The sequence below is a fragment of the Pedobacter glucosidilyticus genome (genome assembly GCF_002483235.1).
Classification (GTDB): domain Bacteria; phylum Bacteroidota; class Bacteroidia; order Sphingobacteriales; family Sphingobacteriaceae; genus Pseudopedobacter; species Pseudopedobacter glucosidilyticum_B.
The window spans coordinates 59,059-79,564 of record NZ_DLHN01000006.1; the positions used below are offsets into that span (position 1 = coordinate 59,059).

Sequence of the window (20,506 nt, forward strand, 5' to 3'; positions counted from 1 at the left end):
TCAGGAAAAAAATAATTAAATAATAGATGGAATTGTATCACCAAATAAAAATAAACCTCTCTTATGATGACCATTATGTAGATGGCGATTATGATGATTACAGTAAGTTAAATGAGCTATTAATGAGTTGGGTAAAAAAAGAGAAGCCAGCTTCTTATCGTTTATTAAATGCTCAAACCTTGTTTATAGAAGAAGTGAAAGAGGGTTGGTTTACTTCGCCACCTATAATTCAACAGATATTACATATTGCTTATACCGTGAAGGATAAGTAATATCTAGCTAAAACTATATATGAGTAATTTAAATGAGATAGTGGCTTAGGGACTACCATCAACAACATCCCCAATAGAATGCTTAACAAAAAAAGACCAAAAGGTATCAAATTTTATTTTGACAATGTTCCATTATTAGTTAACTTTGATGAGTGGAAATAATTAGAGAAATCGTTTTTTATAAAGATTACTTTGACGACTTTTTTGAAACCTTAACTGACAAAGTAAAGGAAAAAGTTGATGAAGTGCTTTTTATGATGACTATTCTTGAACGTGTTCCGACCAAATTTTTTAAAAGTATTGAAGGAAAAAAAGGGCTTTTTGAAATTCGGGTTGAATATGAAAGCAACATTTATAGAATATTTTGCTGTTTTGACAAAGGAAATTTAGTTATTCTTTTTAATGGATTTCAAAAGAAAACCCAGAAAATACTAACTAAAGAATTAAACAAGGCGGAGAAAATAATGGAAGAATATTTTAACGAACAAAAAGGAAATAAAAATGGAAACAAAAAATAAAAATATCAAAACTTTCGCCCAACATCTTGATAAAAGATATGGAGCAACAGGAACAAAAGAAAGAATTGAGTTTGAAATAAAAGCGAAGTCTTTTGCTATTGGAGAACTAATTAAGGAAGAAAGAAAATTAGCTCAAATGACTCAAGAACAGCTTGCTGAAAAGATTGGAGCAAAAAAAAGTTTCATTTCGAGAATTGAAAACGGACACAGCGATATACAACTTTCAACACTTTATAAACTTATAGAGCTTGGACTTGGACGAAAAATCAACTTCACTATCAAATAAAAACTGACACCATTAAGGGTAATTGTTGCACAGCCTCTACACCTTTCCAAACCTCAAACCCTTTCCGTTCTATTCACAAAAGCTACTTTAGTGCTGTTAAACTCTGGTTGATGAACAATTTTAGTGATAGAGCTATAGTTGATTTCGAGATTAAAAGCGTTCTCTAAAGGGAAATCTAATACATAAGCTAAAATAGAGCGTATCACACCGGCATGGGTTACCACCATGATATCTTTGTTTGCTGTAGCTAAAATATCCTCAAAAAAAGCGGTAGAGCGTTCGTAAAGTTCGATAAAATTTTCTCCTTTATCGATTTTATAGTTTACAAAATCTGCCATCCAGGCTTCTAATTCTTTGGGCTTAATTTTATCCCAAGCCTGCATTTCCCATGCTCCAAAATGAAGTTCAGCAATACGCTCATCTGTGATGAAATTACCGTTAGATAGGTAATCAGCTAGTTTGCTACATCTTCTAAACGGACTGCTATAATAGGCAGCAGGGCTTTCTAAAGAACTGGCTAAGCTATCTTGTAACCAATCAAAATGTGCGGTAAAATTTTCTGCTAAAGGAATTTCTGATTGCCCGTAACAAAGTTTGTTGGGGTTGTAAACCTCTGTATGTCTAATGAAATAGATATTCATGATTAAGCAAAATATTTAAAAATGAGGATGGTACTAAGGTAAAATACCACTTCAGAAACTTGTTGTACGGTGCCTAAGCAATCGCCAGTGTATCCGCCAATCCATTTATTAAAATACCTTCTGAAATATACTTTAACGAATATCAATGGAACAATGCTTAACAAAATCCACATATTGGGTATAAGCAGGAGAGGTGCAAGACCAAAAATCATAGCGATGAAGAAATCATCTTTCCTCATTTTAGTAGCTAAGGGTTTGGCTTTACTCAATAAATCTTCACGAGCATATTCATCTGTAAAAATTAAAATAGTGCTGTTGAAACGACTGATGGCATGTCCGGCAATCAATACAGGAATGATAAGCGTTGGTCCGATTTCTTTTAAAGCCGTAAATTTTAAAGCTAAAATTAAGACTAAACCTGCAACGCCATAGGTACCTACTCGAGAATCCTTCATGATGGTAAGGATTTTCTCTTTGGTCCAGCCACCACCAAAGCCATCACAAACATCGGCAAAGCCATCTTCATGAAAAGCACCTGTAATCAATAAAGATGCTATCATACTCAATAGCAAGGATAATTCTAAAGAAAATACAAAAGAAGTCAGCCAGAACACCAAAGCACACAAAGCGCCTACAATAATACCAATGAGAGGGAAGTACTTAGTAGAACGGTTTAAATACTCCTCAGAATGGTCTGTAGAAGGCGGACAAGGTATTCTAGTAAAGAACATCATCGCCGTAAAAAATATCCTGATTTCTTTTTTCATTGTTGAGTTAGGTGGTTAGTTAGTTAGGTTGTTAGTCATTAGTTGGTTAGGTTGTTAGTCATTAGTTCATTAGGGTATTAGGTTGTTAGTCATTAGATAATTAGGCTTCTCTTAATCTTTACCCAGTCTTTCTACTTTATACGCTATACTTTTTACTTTTATCTCCAGACAACAGTCCTCGGTCTTCGGACTTTTTACTCTCCACTCCGGTCTTCGGACTTCGGACAGCGGTCATCGGACTCCCTCACTTCCTACTCACTCCAGCGCTTTCAAAACTAGACATTTCATTGATAAAGTTTACGGATGCTTGAACAATAGGTAAAACTAATGCAGCACCAGTGCCTTCACCTAAACGCATATTTAAGTTTAAAAGAGGTTTTGCTTTTAAAAATTGAAGCATTTGTTTATGCCCGTTTTCGTCTGATTGATGTGCAAAAATACAGTAATCTAAAATTTGAGGATGTAATGCATGTGCGATTAATAAAGCAGAACTTACAATAAAGCCGTCTACCAAGACGAGCATTTTTTGTTCCGCAGCGCTTAACATAGCCCCAACCATCATGGCAATTTCAAAACCACCAAAGGTTTGTAATATTTCTTCGGGACTGTAAGCAGGATTATTGATGATAGCCTGTTTTAAAACAGCAATCTTCCTGTTGAGTCCTTCATCGTTTAAGCCAGTACCACGTCCGGCACAAGCTTCCATTGCAATACCTGTAATTTTATGCATGATAGCTGCCGCGGCAGAAGTATTGCCAATACCCATTTCACCAAAGGCGATGCAGTTGCTGCCACGAGCATGAATTTGTTGAACCAAACGAGCACCTTTTTCCAAAGCTTCATCAAGTTGCGCTTTAGTCATGGCTGGGCCGTTTAAAAAGTTCTGTGTTCCTTTAGCAACTTTCAAATGTTGTAAGGGTAAAGCCGGATCAAAGTCGTGGTTAACTCCAGCATCTACCACCATAATATCCCAACCATTTTGTTTGGTGAAGACATTAATAGCAGCACCGCCAGCAATAAAATTCATGACCATTTGCCAGCTTACTTCTTGTGGGTACGGACTAACACCTTCTTGGGTGATGCCATGGTCGCCAGCAAAAACCACCATGGTAGGAGATGCAATTTTAGGACTTACCGTTTCTTGAATAAGGCAGATTCTTAAGACCAATTCTTCTAAGATTCCGAGGGCGCCAAGAGGCTTTGTTTTATGATTAATGATGTGTTGTACTTGCTCTTTGATGTAGGTGTTGAGGCTATTAATTTCGAACTTACTTGTCATTTATTTGGTGTTTTAGTAGTGCAGAATTATATTTTTTAATAGTACTTAATAAATTGTTTAACAGTATTTTATAAATTTTATCTAATTCTTTTATTTTGGTTGATAGATATTTTAAGTATGTTTTTATTTGTCCTTACAAAATTATATTCTGTTTAAGGTGTTTTTATAATGTAACTATCTATTTTATAGGATTTTATATGTTTTGTATGAAGTGCTAGTTATACTTTTTCCAAGCAGTCATAAAATCGGCTCTCATGTCTTGAAATCTGGCGCTCACCTGCTTGATGAAGTCTTCATCTAAGATTTCGAAAACGCTATCAACGCCGTTAATTAAATCCATTTCAGAAAGCTTATAGGTTTGCTCTAAAGTACCTTGTTCAAATTTGATGATGTACTTCATATTCATAGAAAAGATGGTAATCTTACAATCCGGATGTGGTAATTCTGCTACTACTCGCATAAGGGTGTTTGGTTAAATAAAAATTTAAAACTTATAAATTCAAAAGGAAAAATTCAAAAATCGAAACCCAATCAATCTTCTGAGCTGAAAGCTTAATGCAAAAGGCGAAAAGCTTAATAAATCAATCATTCAATCCATCAAAAATCAATAAATAAAAAATCAATCAATCTTCACTGGATTTTTCCCCATCAAAGTGCCTTCGCTACTGATGATTCTAAAGCGGGCGAAAAGCTCCTCGCTGTACCAATCTTCGCTACGGGTAAGCTTTACAACATCAGCGTGTTCTTTATCGCGATAAGCGAATTTTTTGACATCTTCTAAAGAATTCCATACCGAAAAGGTAGCCTGTCTAATGAAAGGAGCTTCACCAATACCAACAGAAGTAATAAAACCTTGAGAGCTATTCATGATAGCGGATACCTTAGGTACATTAGCCCAGAAATTTTTAAGTCTTGATGGTCTTATGGTTGCTCTTGTAAGTACGCCCACCATACCTTCATGGCCTTTTATTTTGGGTTTGCCAAAAGGTTCTTGGCCATCCCATTTGCCATGTGCTTCAACAGGCTCACATAAAACAGTCCACTGCTCTGTCGTGAATTTTTGCCACCATTTGGCTATGAAAGAGTTGTTTTGAAATTTTCTGAAATCATCTTCATGGTACCAAACAGCAAATAAGCCCCATTGTTGGTAATCTGGATGAATATCAAAAGTGCCATTTTTACCGCAGCCCATCAACTTCCAAAATGTACATGCTTTGTTTATCCAGAGCGGGAAGCGGTGTATCGCCATAGCGAAAAAAGCTAATGGGATATAGCGTTTAGGGTATCTTACAATAGTGATAGAAACAATCATGGTTGGCTAATTTCGGGAATTTAAAGCCAACCATGATGTAAAGTTGATAAGTTTTTGAATGTTAAGAATTAATGCGCTTTACACACCTAATTCTTTCAGTACGCCGCTTGCTTTATCAATTTTTGATGCCACCCAAAGTACATAACGGATATCTACACCAATAGAGCGACTGTAGTTTTCGTTCCAAGCGTAATCATTAATGGTAGCTTCATAAGCTCTATCGAAGTTTACACCAATAAGCTCGCCATAAGCGTTTAAAACCGGAGAACCAGAATTACCACCAGTCGTATCCATATCGTATAAGAAACATACCGGAACATCGTTTAACTCGGCCATTTTAAAAGAACCGAAGTCTTTCTGCTCCCATAAGGTTTTAATTTGTTCTGGGTATTGATAATCTACATTTCCGCTTCTTCCTTTTTCTATAATTCCTTTGATGCTGGTAAACGGAAGCATATAGCTGCCATCCACAGGAGAGAAGCCTTTAATGTGACCATAAGTTAAACGTAAAGTGCTGTTGGCATCTGGGATGAAGTTCTTTTGTAAGTATTGTTCTTTAACCGTCACATAATCAGCCATGAGTTTGCTCAGCTTAGCTTCTCTTTTATCTTGGCTAAGCTTTTTTAAAGCTATTTCTTTAGAAAGCTCTTGCTCAAAACTTAGGAATGGATCATGATAAACCACCAACTGCTTCATGTCTTTGATTAAGGTTTTGGTGAAGTTTTCATTACTTAATCGGCTATGAGCAAACAGGTTATTGATGAATTTTTGAGCTTGTTCTGAACTATTAAAGCCACGGGTATGCTTATCTATAACAGCAATTTTTTGGTTAAGTGGAAGTTTAGATGCTCTTTCTAACATATTATTTAGTAGTTTTTTATCAACATCTAAATCATAAGAATCATATAAACTGGAGATAGCTTTTTCTAAACGAGGAAGGTTAGCCTGATATAAAGTCTCTCGTTTATCCAAAGGCTGTTTTAATAAGGCATCTTTAAAAGCATTAATCTGTGCTGCTACCCTTAACAAATTACTTGAACCATAAACCTGAGCATACCATAACTCTTGGTAAGCGCTATTGTTAATTTGTTTGTAAATGTCATCTATCTCATACATCAAATTACCATAAAGCTTTTTCAAATCGGCATTTTGGTTGATATAGCTTACCAATTGATTGTCTTCTTCTTGTTTTTGCTTTAACAGTTCAATGTTGTTTAGGCCTTTCAACTTACCGCGATAATTCTTTAAAACGTTGGCATTACGCTTTATACGTGTTGCTAATTTAAGCTCTGTGGTACGTCCTTTATCTTTCCCAATTTCTTCCATGGTTTTATTTTGGAACTCGTATAAATCGGCCGTATAAGGCAATTGATAGTTTTGTTGGTAGGCGATGAACTGAGCCGGACGATGTCTGAATGTTCTGCCAGGATAACCCAGCATGAAGGTAAAATCACCATCTTTAACGCCGTTAGCATTTATTTTAAGATACTTTTTAGGCTTGTAAGGAACGTTTTCTTTAGCGTAACTAGCAGCACTACCATCAGGAGCAACATAAGCCCTCATGAATGAGAAATCGCCAGTATGTCTTGGCCAAACCCAATTATCGGTTTCACCACCAAATTCGCCCACATTTTGCTTGGGGATGTAAACCAATCTAACATCCCTAATGATTTTATATTTGAACAAAACATAGCTTTTGCCGATAAACATTTCAGACACTTCAGCATCAATACTTTTATCTGCAGCTTCTGTTCTGGCTTCTATAATTCTGATTTTTTCCTGAATAATTTTCTGGCGTTCCGATACATCATCAACACCGCTAACGGCTGTTAATATTTCTTCAGATACGTTTTCATAAGAATCTGTAATACGGCAGGTTAAGCCTTTTGCTTCAATTTCTTGTTCAGGTTTGTTGGCAACAAAACCATGGGTTAAATAATCATTCTCGGCAGTACTTGCTAGCTGTACAGCAGAGAAAGCGCAGTGGTGGTTGGTAATGATTAATCCGTTCTCAGAAACAAAAGAACCTGTACAACCGCCAACGTTAACTAAAGCGTCTATCAAGCTGGTACTATCGGGGTTATAGATTTCTTTTTGCGGGATTTTTAATCCGGCTTTTTGTAGGTCTAGTTTAGAAACCTCGCTTAGCGGAAACATACCTTCATCAAAAGGTTTGGTGCTGATGTTTCCTAAGGCTAAAGCACTTAATGAAAATGTAAAAAGGACTTTTTTAGCTATCATCATGATAAAAAATTATAAACGTGAGATGGAGAAAATTAAGTAAAATAGGCTTAAAAGCATTTATTAATTCTGTTACAATTGTAAAAAGGCTCTATTTTATTTAGGATTTTTAAACGCTTTAACAAGAGGCAATGTTATTTTTGTGCTATGGCAGAGGATTTAAAAATTGTTAAAGGACGTAAAGAAGAGCAATATCAATCTATTTACCCACAGATAGAAGCATTATTAAGGGGCGAGACCGATGTGATTGCAAATCTGGCGAATATCGCGGCAGCGCTAAAAGAACAGTTTAATTGGTTTTGGGTAGGCTTTTATTTAGTTAAAGATGAAGAGTTGGTTTTAGGTCCGTTTCAAGGTCCGGTGGCTTGTACGCGAATACAAAAGGGCAGAGGCGTTTGTGGAACATCATGGGCACAAGCTAAAACACTTATTGTTGAAGATGTGGATGCTTTCCCTGGACATATCGCTTGTAGCAGTTTATCAAAATCAGAAATTGTAGTTCCTTTGATTAAAAAGGATGTTGTTTGGGGCGTGTTAGATGTAGATAGCGATACTTTAGCTGCGTTTGATGAGCAAGATAAATTGTGGTTAGAGAAAATCATCAACTTATTATAGAAAATATCAACAAAGCTGATTCATGATTAATTACAATCCTAAAGAGTGGTTCACTTTTATTTTTCAGGTACATAAAGCAGATACTTTTAGGAAGCTTTTACCTTTGATGCTGGCTGTGAGTATTTATGCTGGTTTGGTAGCTTACCTAGAACTAGAATATTGGCAGCTATCAGAAAGTAGTCATGTGAAAAATCTAAGCTTAATGCATAGCATGTTAGGCTTTGTGATTTCACTTTTGTTGGTTTTTAGAACCAATACGGCTTATGATAGGTGGTGGGAAGGTAGAAAACAATGGGGTGCTTTAACCAATAATTCTAGAAATTTTGCCATCAAATTAAAGGCTTTTTTAACTACCGATGATAGGAAGTTTTTTAATAATATGATTCCTAATTATGCCTTTGCTCTTAAAAGCCATTTAAGAGAGAATGAAGATTACCACGACGCAGACCCTGTGTTAGATTTACATAAAGAGAAGCATTTACCCAACCAAATAGCAAATGCAATTTATGATAGGCTTTTTAAACTGCATCAAGAGCAAAAACTATCAGCAGAGCAATTGTTAATTTTAAATAGCGAAGCAATGTCTTTTACAGATATTTGCGGTGCTTGTGAAAGAATTAAAAATACCCCAATACCTTTTTCCTATAGTGTTTTTATCAAAAAGTTTATTTTCTTTTTTGTGATGACTTTACCCTTCGGTTGGGTTTTCAGCTTAGGTTATTACATCATCCCGGTAGTGGTTTTTATCTTATATGCCTTTGCCAGTTTAGAGCTTATCGCAGAAGAAATAGAAAATCCTTTTGGTACAGATGCCAACGATTTACCCCTTGATGCCATTTGTGCCAATATTAAAAAACATGTTGGTGAGATTTTAGAGTAAGAGTTGTTTTTTTTTAATATTGATTGATTTTTGATTGATTGATTAAGCTTTTTTTTGCTTTCAGCTCAGAAGATTGATTGATTTTTGATTGATTTTTTTGCGATGAGGAACGAAGAAGCAATCTTTTTTATTTATTGATTTTTGATGGATTGAATGATTAATTAATTAAGCTTTCAGCTCAGAAGATTGATTTGGTTTTGAATTTTTAATTTTTCCTTTTGAATTTATAAGTTATGAACTTTTTACTTTAAAACTCTCATGCTAACATCATACAATAGCTTGAAAAAATAGTGCAGAAAAGCGTTTGCTTTAGTTGATAGCTTTAACTTATAAACCTTTAGTGTGTTAAAGAATTGGTTAACACCTATTTATATGTTAAGCTATGCAAATTTTCTACAAAAGATTTTTTTTAAGCTGTTTTGTATCGGTATGGATATTAAGTGTTTTCGTATTTATTCCCGAGTTAAAAGCCCAAAATAAAGCTACACAAGCCACATGGATATGGTATCCCGGAGATTTTGAAGTTTGGTTAAGCAACCAAATGCAAAACAGAAGAACAGAGCGTGGTACTTTCTTTCCACCTTTCTGGCGTATGGATAGCCATTATGTTTTGGTAGAATTTCATAAAGAATTTAACCTTACACAGCCAGAAGAAGTAGAGCTATTTACAGAAGGGCAGTATAATGTTAAAATCAATGGGAAAATGCTTTCTGGTTATCCTAAAAAGCTACAATTAGCTGCCGGAAAACAGAAAATCAATATTAAAGTTTATACACAAGATAGGGTTCCTGCTATCTATATCAACGGGAAAACCGTAAAGACTGATGCTACTTGGTTAGCAACTTTTGAGGATAAAGAATGGATAGATGAAACTGGCAAAGCTTCTGATGCTTCTGGTACAACTTATGTAAATGCCGGAACATGGAATTTTAACTCGCCATCACAAAAACCATCAGCTTTTAAGCTTAGCACCAAAGCTAAGCCTGCCATTAATACTGAGGTTAAAGCTTCTTCTAGACTGATTGATTTCGGTGAAGAAACTTTCGGATTTATCAAACTACATGGTTTAAAAGGAAACGGACAAGTCAGGATATTCTATGGCGAATCTAAAGAAGAAGCTTTAAGTCCGTTAAAATGCGAAACCTTTGATTTTATAGATGTTAATCTTGCTAAAGCTCAAGACTCTACTTTAGAACTTTCTAAAGCTTTTAGATATGTACAGGTAGAAACAGATGCAGGCCTGAAACTCGACTCGGTTTCTATGCTTTATGAATACTTACCGGTGAAAGATAGAGGCACTTTTAATTCTTCGGATGCCGAGTTAAATAAAATATGGGAAGTTTCTAAATACACCATGGAGCTTACCACACGTGAATTTTTTATTGATGGCATTAAACGTGACCGATGGATATGGAGTGGCGATGCTTACCAAAGTTATTTAATGAATTATTATCTGGCTTTTGATGAAGCTAGCGTGAGAAGAACCATTTTAGCGTTAAGAGGTAAAGACCCGGTGACTAGCCATATCAATACCATTATGGATTATACTTTTTATTGGTTCTTAAGCATTCAAGACTATTACCAGTACACAGGCGATAAGCAATTTATCAATTTAGTATATCCTAAAATGAAAACCTTAATGGATTTCTGCTTACAGCGTAGAAACCAAAACGGCTTTATGCAAGGACTTTCTGGCGACTGGATTTTTATAGACTGGGCCGATGGTTTGAGCAAACAAGGCGAAGTAAGTTTTGAGCAATTGCTTTTATGCAGAAGCTTAGAAACCATCGCTTTATGTGCGGATTTAGCTGTCGATAGCAAATCCTCAGCCTATTATAAAAGTGAAGCAGCACAACTTAAAACCAAGTTTTTTGATAATTACTGGAATGAGGATAAACAAGCTATTGTACACAGTAGGATAAATGGTAAGCAAACAGAAAATGTGACTCGTTATGCCAATATGTTTGCTATTTTCTTTGATTATTTAAACGCTCAGCAAAAAGAAGGAGTAAAGAAAAATGTCTTGCTGAATGATAAAATCCAGAAAATTATGACGCCTTATATGCGCTTTTACGAGCTAGAAGCTTTATGTGCTATGGGCGAGCATGATTATGTGATGAAAGAGATGAAAAACTATTGGGGTGGTATGTTAAAACTAGGCGCTACTTCATTTTGGGAAGAATACAATCCTAGCAAAAAAGATACTGAGCATTATGCTATGTACGGCCGCGATTTTGGTAAAAGCCTTTGCCACTCTTGGGGCGCTAGTCCGGTTTACCTTCTAGGTAAGTATTATTTGGGTGTAAAACCATTATCAGCAGGTTATCAGCAATATTTGGTAGAACCACATTTGGGTGGTTTACAATGGATGCAAGGAACTGTACCAACACCTAATGGCGATATCAGTTTATACTGCTCAACATCAGCAATAAAAATCAAAGCAGATAGCGGTACAGGAACTTTACGCCTGAAAAGTAAAATCAAACCTCAGGCAAAAGGCATCAGCGTTAAGCAAATTGGGCAAAACTATTACGAGTTAAGCATCCCATCAAATAAAGAATATAACATTAAATACAAATTATAATTTAAGCATGCATTCCATTAAAAGCTATGCTGTTTTTACGGCAAAGGCTAAACTAGAGAAACCCATAGCAGATGCTACCCATACTTTAACAGAGATTTCTTTTATCGTTTTACGTATCAGGCTTAAAAATGGTGTCATTGGTGAATCTTATCTGTTAAGTTTTCAATACAACCCTCAAGCTATTGTTGGGGCTATAAAAGATGCCGGAGAATTGCTTATTGGCGAGGAGGTTTATGATACTGTAAAGGTTTTCGATAAACTTAACCATGCCAATGAATATTTTGGTATGGAGGGCTTAAACAGATGGGCACAGGGTGCTTTTAATATTGCCATGTGGGATGCTTGGGCTAAGATATTGGGGCAGCCTGTTTGGAAAGTTTTAGGCGCATCAAAAAGACAAATTCCTATTTATGGTAGTGGCGGTTGGATTTCTTATACGCCAGATGAGCTGATTGATGAAGTTACTCAATATAAAAATAGAGGATTTAAAGCAGTTAAAATAAAGGTAGGTAAACCAGATTGGAAAGAAGATTTAGAACGCTTAAGATTGGTTAGAGAAGCTGTTGGGAATGAAATCAATATCATGATGGATGCTAACCAAGGAATGAATGTGGCTAATGCTTTACAACTCGCTCAAGCCGCCAAAAGCTTGCATATCAATTGGTTTGAAGAGCCTATTTTACATGATGATTATCAAGGTTTTGAGTTGTTGAGAAACCAAGCAGGTATATCTATTGCCATGGGTGAGCGTGAATATTCTTTAACCCCTTTAAGAGAGCTTTTACAAAGAAATGCTATTGATATTTGGCAGCCCGATATTTTAAGATTAGGCGGGGTAGAAGCCTGGAGAAATAGCGCTGCACTTGCAGCAAGTTTTAATGTACGTGTTTTACCACATTACTATAAAGATTACGATATCCCTTTGCTATGTACCATTTCTAATGGTGCTGGTGCCGAGTCTTTTGATTGGATAGATACGCTTATTGATCATCCTCTGGAAATAAAAGACGGTATGGCAACACCTCATCAAACACCGGGCTGGGGCTTTAAATTTAAAGACGAATACTTAAGACAGGTATAAAAAATCTTATATGAATGATCAAAAACATAAATTTAACATACCTCATCCATGTATGAAGCGAGTTTCTTTAGCTTTAGTTTTGTTTGCTCTTGCTTTTTGCCAAGCGCAAGCACAAACAGTTGATGGTTTGCCAGCCACAGTACCGCCTGTACCAAGTATTTTTAATGCCGAACCTTGGGAACAGCCAGAAATTACCAGTATCAACCGTGATGCTGCTAGAGCTACCGCTTATTCTTATGCCAGCGAAGCCGATGCTTTGGAAGGTAAGAGAGAGAAATCTAGAATGTTACTGCTTAATGGCGAATGGGATTTTAAATTTGCTTTTAAACCCACCGATGCTCCTCAGGATTTTTATAAACAAAGGGTGCAAAATTGGGATAAAATAGAAGTTCCATCCAATTGGGAATTAAAAGGTTATGATATCCCGATTTATAAAAGTGCGGTATATCCGTTTCGTCCGGTAGACCCGCCACGTGTACCTAGAGATTACAATGCTGTTGGCTCTTTTCAAAAAACTTTTACTTTGCCACAAAACTGGCAAGACATGAATATCACCCTGCATTTTGGTGGGGTAAGTTCGGCTTTTAAAGTTTGGCTAAACGGTAAATTTTTAGGTTATGCAGAGGATAGTTGCTTACCATCAGAATTTAACGCCACACCTTATTTGAAAAGTGGCGAAAATATCATTTCTGTTCAAGTTATTCGCTGGAGCGATGGCGCTTATCTGGAAGACCAAGACCATTGGAGAATGAGTGGTATACAACGTGAAGTGATGTTATTGGCAGAACCTAAAATCCGTATTGCCGATTTTCATTATCAAGTTAAACTGGATAAAAATTATCAGGATGCAAAATTTAGCTTAAGACCACGTTTAGATAATTTTACCGGTGTTGCCCCGGATGGTTACATCCTCAAAGCACAGCTTTACAATCAGCAAAAGCAGCCTGTGTTTCATAAAGCTTTAGAACGTAGTGCAGAGTCTATCATTAACGAGGCTTACCCACGTTTAGATAATGTGAAATTTGGCTTATTAGAAGCAGAAGTTAAAAATCCCTTAAAATGGAGCGATGAAACGCCAAATTTATACACCCTTGTTATTTCTTTGCTTGATAAAAATGGCAAACTCTTAGAAGCTAAAAGCTGTAAAGTAGGTTTCAGAAGTGTAGAGTTTTCTAAAACCAATAGTAAATTACTCATTAATGGTAAAGAAACCTTGTTGTATGGGGTAAATCGCCATGATCATGATCCAAGAAGGGGTAAAGCGCTTACGCGTGAGGATATTAAAAGAGATGTACAGCAACTGAAGCAATTCAACTTTAACGCCATCAGAACAAGCCATTATCCAAACGACCCTTATTTTTATGAGTTATGTGATGAATATGGTATTTTAGTGATGGATGAAGCCAATTACGAAACTCATGGTTTGGGAGGTAAATTGGCTAATGACCAAGCTTGGGTGGCTGCACATTTAGAGCGTGTTACCAGAATGGCTTACCGCGATAAAAATCATCCTTCAATCATTATGTGGAGCTTAGGAAATGAAGCTGGGAGAGGCCCAAGTACCGCTGCTATGGCCGCTTGGTTGCATGATTTTGACATTACCAGGCCAGTGCATTACGAGCCAGCTATGGGAAGCCATGCAGAGGAGGGTTACGTAGAACTTGGTGATCCGCGTTATCCTAAAACTAACGACCATTCGCACCGTTTGCAAAACCCCGTAGACCAATATTATGTAGATATGGTGAGCAGGTTTTACCCTGGAGTTTATACGCCAGAGCTTTTGCTTAATCAGCAAAACGGAGACAAAAGACCAATTCTTTTTGTAGAATACTCGCACTCTATGGGCAATTCTACAGGCAATATGAAAGAGTTTTGGGACATCTTTAGAAGTCACCCACGTTTAATAGGTGGTTTTATCTGGGATTATAAAGACCAAGGCTTATATAAAAAAGATTCTACAGGAGTTGAATTTTTAGCTTATGGCGGAGATTTTGGTGAGAAAAGTCATAGTGGAAACTTCAGTTTAAACGGCATTGTTGATGCTACCGGAAGACCAAAAGCCGCTATTTATGAATGTAAAAGAATTTACCAGCCTGTAGAAACAACTTTAATAGATACAAAAAAAGGTGTTTTAAAAGTCCAAAATCGCCATGCTAGTAAATCATTAGCAGATTATAGCATTCATCTTATCATCAGAGAAGATGGCGAAATCATTACGAATAAGCTTTTGCCAAGTTTGAATCTGGAAGCAGGTAAAGAAACAGAAATCAACATTTCTAAATATTTACCAAGTTTTAAAGCAGGTAGCGAGTATTTAGCTGATATACATTTCACCCTTACTAAAGATGAGATTTGGGCAAAAAAAGGTCATGAAATAGCTAATAACCAGTTTGCTTTAACAGGATTGGCCGAGCATAGAATGTATAAGCGTAACTATGCTAACATCACTGTTGAAGAAAACTCACAAGAGTTCCAGCTGAAAGGTAAAACGTTCACAGCTAAATTCAATAAGACTAATGGCGCTTTAGTTTCTTATGTAATGGCAGGGAAGGAGCAAGTTTTCCAACCTTTACTGCCAGATTTCACTCGCCCTCAAACAGATAACGACCGTCGCGGTTGGAAACCAACAAAAAAACTTAAACCTTGGTACGAGAGTGAAATTAAATTAATAGCTACCAGTTTAGATCAAACAGTAAGTAATATCATCAAAATAAAAAGTACCTATAGCTTAATTCAGGATAGCGCAAAAGTAAACGTTTTATACAGCATCAATGGAGATGGTGTTATTAAAGTAGATTATGCTTTAGAAGCGCATCCGGCACTGCCTAACATCCCAAAAATTGGTATGCAAACGGCAACCGCTCGTGATTATAGCCAAATCAAATGGTATGGCCGTGGCGAGCTAGAAAATTATGTAGATAGGCGCTACGGTTTTGATGCAGCCATTTACAGTCAACCCTTAACTCAATTTATGGAGCCTTATGTATATCCGCAAGAAAACGGTAACAGGACTGATGTACGTTGGATGTTCCTCAATAACAATAAAGGGCAAGGTTTAATGGTGGTAGCCGATAGTTTATTGAGCATGAGCGCTTGGCCTTTTACAGAGAAAAACATATCAGAAACTAAACATTGGCATAAGTTAAAAGACGCTGGTTTTATTACCCTAAATATAGATTTGATACAAATGGGCGTTGGCGGAAATGATACCTGGTCTGATGTTTCTCAGCCTTTAGCGCAATATCAAAACAAGGCTAAAAACTATCAATACAGCTTTTATTTATATCCAACAATAGCATTAAAAGAAAAAGAAGGTGCATTGGCTAAAAAGTTGATTTTTTAGTTAAGCCCAAAGAAATAGTAGAAATAACATGTCCACAAAGAAAATATTAAAAGGAATAACTTGGAATCATAGCAGAGGCTTTACCTCTGTGGTAGCAACGGCACAACGTTTTACAGAGCTTTACCCAGAGGTAGATATCATCTGGGAAAAACGTTCTTTACAGCAGTTTGCAGATATGTCTATCCAGCAATTAGCAGAAAAATACGATTTATTGGTGATTGATCATCCTTGGGCGGGTTTTGCTGCCGGTACAAAATCTATCCTTCCTTTAGATGAGTATCTGCCTGCTGCTTTTATCAAAGACCAAGAAGAAAACTCGGTTGGCCGCTCTCATGAAAGTTATAATTTTAATAATAACCAATGGGCTTTAGCCATTGATGCGGCAACGCCAGTGGCATCAAGCAGGCTAGATTTATTGGCGCAACAAGGTTTAAGTTTACCTAAAACTTTTGATGATGTTTTGGCTTTAGCCGATAAAGGTTTGGTAGCTTGTGCACTTATCCCAATTGATGTTTTAATGGCTTTTTATGGTTTTTGTGCCACCTTGGGCGAAAATCCATGCTTGCAGGATGATGTTGTCATCAGTCCAAAAACAGGTATTAAAGCCTTACAATTATTTAAAAGTTTAAGCGATAGGATAGACCGTTCTTTCTTTGATAAAAACCCTATTCAGGTTTACGAAACAATGGTAAATACCAACCAAATAGCTTATTGTCCTTTTGCTTATGGCTATTCTAACTATGCTAGAAATGGCTATGCAGCCAACTTACTGCATTTTCATGATACGGTTGAGGTAGAAAATTTTGGTCACTTAATTACTTCTTTAGGCGGTACAGGCTTGGCAGTTTCATCCTCATCTAAATACATTCAAGAAGCGGTTAAATATGCCGAGTTTACCGCTCAACCTCATACACAGGAATTCTTGTTTTTTGATAACGGAGGGCAGCCAGGACATTTAAAAGCGTGGGAAAGTGAGCATACCAATGCTGTATCTCATCAATATTTCAAAAATACCTTGCCAACCTTACAAAGGGCTTATTTAAGGCCACGTTATCAAGGGCACATGTATTTTCAAGACCATGCAGGAGATATTGTAAGAGATTATTTGCTAAAAGGCGGAGATGAAAATGCTGTTCTAGAGGCTTTAAATCAATTGTATATCCAATCTAAAAATCTGGAAACGGCTTAATATGAAACCATTAGAGGGATTATTGGTGTTAGAATTTGCTCAGTTTATGGCCGCACCTTCAGCAGGTTTAAAACTGGCCGATTTAGGTGCTCGGGTTATCAAAATAGAACGCCCTGTGAAAGGAGAGGCGGGAAGGCAAATTGCTATTAAAAACTTGTTTATTGATGGTGATAGCTTGGTTTTTCATACCATTAACCGCAATAAAGAGTCTTACGCTGCCGATTTAAAAAATCCTGAAGATTTAGAACGTATCAAAAAGCTTATCCAAAAGGCTGATATCATCACCCATAATTTTCGTCCGGGTGTAATGGAAAAAATAGGATTAGCTTATGAGCAGGTAAAAAAGCTTAATCCTAAAGTTATTTACGCTATTGTAACAGGTTACGGAAATAAAGGTCCTTGGGCCAATAAGCCGGGACAAGATTTACTAATACAGTCTTTATCGGGTTTAACCTGGCTATCTGGTACTAAACAAAAAGGCCCTGTTCCTTTTGGTTTGGCCGTTGCCGATATGGTTTGCGGCGCTCATCTCTGTCAAGGGATTTTGGCGGCTTTAATCAGGAGAGCTAAAACCCAAACAGGTGCTTTGGTAGAGGTAAGTTTAATGGAATCTATCCTAGATGTACAGTTTGAAGTTTTAACAAGTTATTTAAATGATGGAGGTAAACTACCTGATAGAAGCTTAGTTAAAGGTAACGGACATGCCTATTTAAGCGCTCCTTACGGGATTTACCAAACGGCCGATAGCTACATCACTTTAGCTATGGGTAATTTAATTCATCTTGGTGAGGTTTTAGATGTAGATTTATCTGCCTACAGCAACAAAGCCGACTGGTTTAGCAAGAGAGATGAGATCAACACCTTAATTGCTCAGCAGCTTATTAAAAAAGAAACCGATACTTGGATTTTTATCCTAGAAGAGCAAAAAATATGGTGTTCAAGAGTTTATAATTATCAGGAAATTTTAAACCACGAAGCTTACAAGATTCTGGATATGCAACAGCAGCTTAACCTGCCTGATGGTACACAGCTTACCAGCACAAGAAGTCCCATCCAAATCAATCGTCAGAAACTATTTTCAGCAAAAGCAGCACCTAAAGCAGGGGCGCATACGGTAGCTATCAATCAGGAATTTAACTTATGATGCCTTTAAAAGATTATTTAGTTGTAGACTTTAGTCAGTTTCTTTCTGGTCCATCGGCGAGCTTACGCTTGGCTGATTTAGGCGCTAGGGTTATCAAAATAGAACGACCAGAAACAGGTGATATTTGTAGGCATTTATACACTTCTAACGTTATTTTAAACGGAGAGTCTTCTGTTTTTCATGCTATTAACAGAAACAAAGAAAGCTTTGCTGTAGATATTAAAGATGAAAAAGACCGCGAGTGGATTTGGAAATTAATACGCAAAGCTGATGTAGTGATGCATAATTTCAGACCCGGTGTTATGGAAAGATTGGGTTTTGATTATGAAAGTGTGAAAGCCCAAAATCCGCAAGTAATTTATGGTGAAATATCTGGTTATGGTACTGATGGTATTTGGCGAGGTAACCCGGGGCAAGATTTACTCTTACAATCTTTAAGCGGTTTAACTTGGTTAAGTGGCGATGCCGATGATGGCCCCGTTCCCATGGGTTTATCCATCATTGATATGCTGGCTGGGGCAAACTTAGCGAATGGTTTATTGGCTTGTTTGGTAAAAAAGGCTATCAGCGGTGTAGGGGCTTTGGTCCAAGTAAGTATGTTAGAAACTGCTTTCGATTTTCAGTTTGAAGCCATCACTACGTTTAATAGAGATGGTGGTGAATTACCCCAAAGAACCGCTAGCAACAATGCTCATGCTTATTTAGGAGCTCCTTACGGGATATATCAAACCCAAAATGGTTGGTTGGCCTTGGCGATGGGGCAAATACCCGTTTTGGGAAATTTATTAGGTTGTGATGCCTTATTAGCCTATCAAGAAACTGCCGAAGCTTTTGATAAAAGAGATGAAATAAAGGCTGTTTTGGCTGCGCATCTCAAGACCAATACAACAGAAAAATGGCTATCCCTACTAGAACCAGCAGATATTTGGTGTGCTGATGTTTTAACTTGGGATAGGTTGATGGCGCATGATGGTTTTAAAGCTTTAGAGATGCTGCAAGAAGTTACCATGTTAGATGGCTTCTCTTATAAAACCACACGTTGCCCTATTCGTATTGATGGCGAGCTATTAACTTCATCTAAAGCTTCTCCTGCATTAGGTCAAGATAATGTAAAGATTATAAAGGAGTTATCTGATGAGTAAATTTAGGTTTGCGGTAAGAAAGTTCGATCCTTTTGAGCGCAGTATGCAAAAGATTTGGGAAAGCTTTTGTGTAGAAACAGGCTGTAAATTAGAGGTCGAGTTTATCGCAATGGATTTACCCGATTTGCATCATGAATTAATTACCAATAAGGGACTAAAAAATGGAAAATGGGATGCTGCCCATTTAGTAACCGATTGGATATTAGAAGCCTATCATGATGATGCCGTTACGGATATAAAGCCTGTGTTAAATCAACAAGAGCTAGATGCTTGGAGTAATTCTTTATTAGCACTTCAACAATTTGATGGTAAGCTCTTGGGTTTACCTTTTCATGATGGTCCTCAGTGCTTAATCTACCGTAAAGATTTATTTGAATCTCTAGAAGAACAGCAAAAGTTTAAAAGCTTATATGGCAAAGATTTAAAAGTACCAGTTAGCTGGGACGACTTTATAGAAGTAGCGGAGTTTTTCCAAAGACCTGAGGATAATTTATATGGTACTGTGGTAGCTGCTTTCCCTGATGGGCATAATACCGTTTTTGATTTCTGTTTGCAGTTATGGAGCAGAGGCGGAGCATTGCTTGATGCTGATCGAAATATCCAGATCAATACGCCAGAAGCCGCTGCAGGCTTAAATTTTTATAGAGAATTATTAAAAAACGAGAAGGCTATTCATCCACAATCAGCTCATTATGAATCGGTACAAGCGGGTGAAGCTTTTGCCCGTGGAGAGGTTGCTATGATGGTGAATTGGTTTGGCTTTGCTGCTGTTTGCGAAGTTTCAGAAAGCTCAAAAGTTAAAGGCAAAGTTGATGTTACAGGCTTACCAAAAGCAGGCGACGGAGAAGCTTGTTCTTTAAATGTATATTGGATGTATGTAGTAGGCGCTGGAAGTCAAAAACAAGATATAGCATTGTCTTTTGTGAAGTATGCTACACAAGCCCAACAAGATAAATTACTTACGCTAGAAGGTGGTATAGGTTGTAGAAAATCTACTTGGCAAGATACAGATATTAATCATATCATCCCTTATTACCATAAGTTAGAAACCTTGCATACACACGCTAAAACATTGCCACAAAGCAAACATTGGTCTGCCATTGCAAGCCTTATAGATGAGTTGGTTATGAAAGCATGTTCAACTGATGATGTAGGTGATTTGCTAAAATATGCTCAGTATAAAATAAATAATTTCAATACTTTATAGTATTT

The 20,506-nt window shown here is 36.9% G+C and carries 18 protein-coding genes; 12 read left to right on the forward strand and 6 right to left on the reverse strand.

Features of this window, described 5'->3' with window-relative positions; all coding sequences use genetic code 11:
* Positions 1 to 26: 26 nt before the first annotated feature.
* The 3 genes from B2745_RS00970 to B2745_RS00980 all read left to right on the forward strand — a co-directional run bounded on the left by B2745_RS00970 (position 27) and on the right by B2745_RS00980 (position 1,076).
* Positions 27 to 272, forward strand: a complete 246-nt coding sequence (locus B2745_RS00970; RefSeq protein WP_304062446.1) for a hypothetical protein — start codon at positions 27 to 29, stop codon at positions 270 to 272.
* 152 nt (positions 273 to 424) lie between these two features.
* Positions 425 to 790, forward strand: a complete 366-nt coding sequence (locus B2745_RS00975; RefSeq protein WP_304062448.1) for a type II toxin-antitoxin system RelE/ParE family toxin — start codon at positions 425 to 427, stop codon at positions 788 to 790.
* Positions 774 to 1,076, forward strand: a complete 303-nt coding sequence (locus tag B2745_RS00980; RefSeq protein ID WP_304062450.1) for a helix-turn-helix domain-containing protein — start codon at positions 774 to 776, stop codon at positions 1,074 to 1,076. The genes B2745_RS00975 and B2745_RS00980 overlap by 17 nt, the downstream gene beginning before the upstream one ends.
* A 53-nt stretch (positions 1,077 to 1,129) precedes the next feature.
* Here the strand turns inward: B2745_RS00980 and cobC are convergent, their stop codons facing one another.
* The 6 genes from cobC to B2745_RS01010 form a co-directional block, all read right to left on the reverse strand.
* A complete protein-coding gene (cobC, locus tag B2745_RS00985; protein ID WP_304062452.1) occupies positions 1,130 to 1,717 on the reverse strand; it encodes an alpha-ribazole phosphatase family protein in 588 nt (195 codons plus the stop codon).
* Positions 1,718 to 1,719: 2 nt separating this feature from the next.
* A complete protein-coding gene (locus tag B2745_RS00990; protein WP_304062454.1) occupies positions 1,720 to 2,484 on the reverse strand; it encodes an adenosylcobinamide-GDP ribazoletransferase in 765 nt (254 codons plus the stop codon).
* A gap of 244 nt (positions 2,485 to 2,728) precedes the next feature.
* Positions 2,729 to 3,763 carry a nicotinate-nucleotide--dimethylbenzimidazole phosphoribosyltransferase gene (gene cobT / locus B2745_RS00995; RefSeq protein ID WP_304062456.1) on the reverse strand — a complete coding sequence of 345 codons (1,035 nt, stop codon included), beginning with the start codon at positions 3,761 to 3,763 and terminating at the stop codon, positions 2,729 to 2,731.
* A gap of 214 nt (positions 3,764 to 3,977) precedes the next feature.
* Positions 3,978 to 4,223 (reverse strand): hypothetical protein, encoded by a 246-nt coding sequence (locus B2745_RS01000; RefSeq protein WP_304062459.1) that lies wholly within the window; start codon positions 4,221 to 4,223, stop codon positions 3,978 to 3,980.
* A 159-nt stretch (positions 4,224 to 4,382) separates the two neighbouring features.
* Positions 4,383 to 5,075, reverse strand: coding sequence for a DUF3291 domain-containing protein (locus tag B2745_RS01005; protein ID WP_304062461.1), 693 nt, complete (start codon positions 5,073 to 5,075; stop codon positions 4,383 to 4,385).
* Between the two features lie 78 nt (positions 5,076 to 5,153).
* Complete coding sequence (locus tag B2745_RS01010) at positions 5,154 to 7,313, reverse strand: S46 family peptidase (RefSeq protein ID WP_414691916.1); 2,160 nt, start codon at positions 7,311 to 7,313, stop codon at positions 5,154 to 5,156.
* A 150-nt stretch (positions 7,314 to 7,463) separates the two neighbouring features.
* Between B2745_RS01010 and B2745_RS01015 the strand changes: the two genes are divergently transcribed.
* The 9 genes from B2745_RS01015 to B2745_RS01055 all read left to right on the forward strand — a co-directional run bounded on the left by B2745_RS01015 (position 7,464) and on the right by B2745_RS01055 (position 20,501).
* Complete coding sequence (locus tag B2745_RS01015) at positions 7,464 to 7,931, forward strand: GAF domain-containing protein (protein ID WP_304062465.1); 468 nt, start codon at positions 7,464 to 7,466, stop codon at positions 7,929 to 7,931.
* 22 nt (positions 7,932 to 7,953) lie between these two features.
* Positions 7,954 to 8,811 (forward strand): bestrophin family protein, encoded by an 858-nt coding sequence (locus B2745_RS01020; protein WP_304062469.1) that lies wholly within the window; start codon positions 7,954 to 7,956, stop codon positions 8,809 to 8,811.
* A gap of 382 nt (positions 8,812 to 9,193) precedes the next feature.
* Positions 9,194 to 11,395, forward strand: coding sequence for a trehalase family glycosidase (locus B2745_RS01025; RefSeq protein WP_304062470.1), 2,202 nt, complete (start codon positions 9,194 to 9,196; stop codon positions 11,393 to 11,395).
* Positions 11,396 to 11,402: 7 nt separating this feature from the next.
* Positions 11,403 to 12,476 carry a mandelate racemase/muconate lactonizing enzyme family protein gene (locus tag B2745_RS01030; protein ID WP_304062473.1) on the forward strand — a complete coding sequence of 358 codons (1,074 nt, stop codon included), beginning with the start codon at positions 11,403 to 11,405 and terminating at the stop codon, positions 12,474 to 12,476.
* A gap of 10 nt (positions 12,477 to 12,486) precedes the next feature.
* Complete coding sequence (locus B2745_RS01035) at positions 12,487 to 15,819, forward strand: glycoside hydrolase family 2 TIM barrel-domain containing protein (protein ID WP_304062476.1); 3,333 nt, start codon at positions 12,487 to 12,489, stop codon at positions 15,817 to 15,819.
* Positions 15,820 to 15,847: 28 nt separating this feature from the next.
* Positions 15,848 to 17,008, forward strand: coding sequence for an ABC transporter substrate-binding protein (locus B2745_RS01040; protein ID WP_304062479.1), 1,161 nt, complete (start codon positions 15,848 to 15,850; stop codon positions 17,006 to 17,008).
* A gap of 1 nt (position 17,009) precedes the next feature.
* The gene (locus tag B2745_RS01045) at positions 17,010 to 18,152 is read left to right on the forward strand and encodes a CaiB/BaiF CoA transferase family protein (protein ID WP_304062482.1); all 1,143 of its coding nucleotides are present in this window, start codon (positions 17,010 to 17,012) and stop codon (positions 18,150 to 18,152) included.
* Positions 18,149 to 19,294, forward strand: a complete 1,146-nt coding sequence (locus B2745_RS01050; protein WP_304062484.1) for a CaiB/BaiF CoA transferase family protein — start codon at positions 18,149 to 18,151, stop codon at positions 19,292 to 19,294. The genes B2745_RS01045 and B2745_RS01050 overlap by 4 nt, the downstream gene beginning before the upstream one ends.
* Positions 19,287 to 20,501, forward strand: a complete 1,215-nt coding sequence (locus tag B2745_RS01055) for an extracellular solute-binding protein (protein ID WP_304062486.1) — start codon at positions 19,287 to 19,289, stop codon at positions 20,499 to 20,501. The genes B2745_RS01050 and B2745_RS01055 overlap by 8 nt, the downstream gene beginning before the upstream one ends.
* The last annotated feature ends 5 nt before the right edge of the window (positions 20,502 to 20,506 follow it).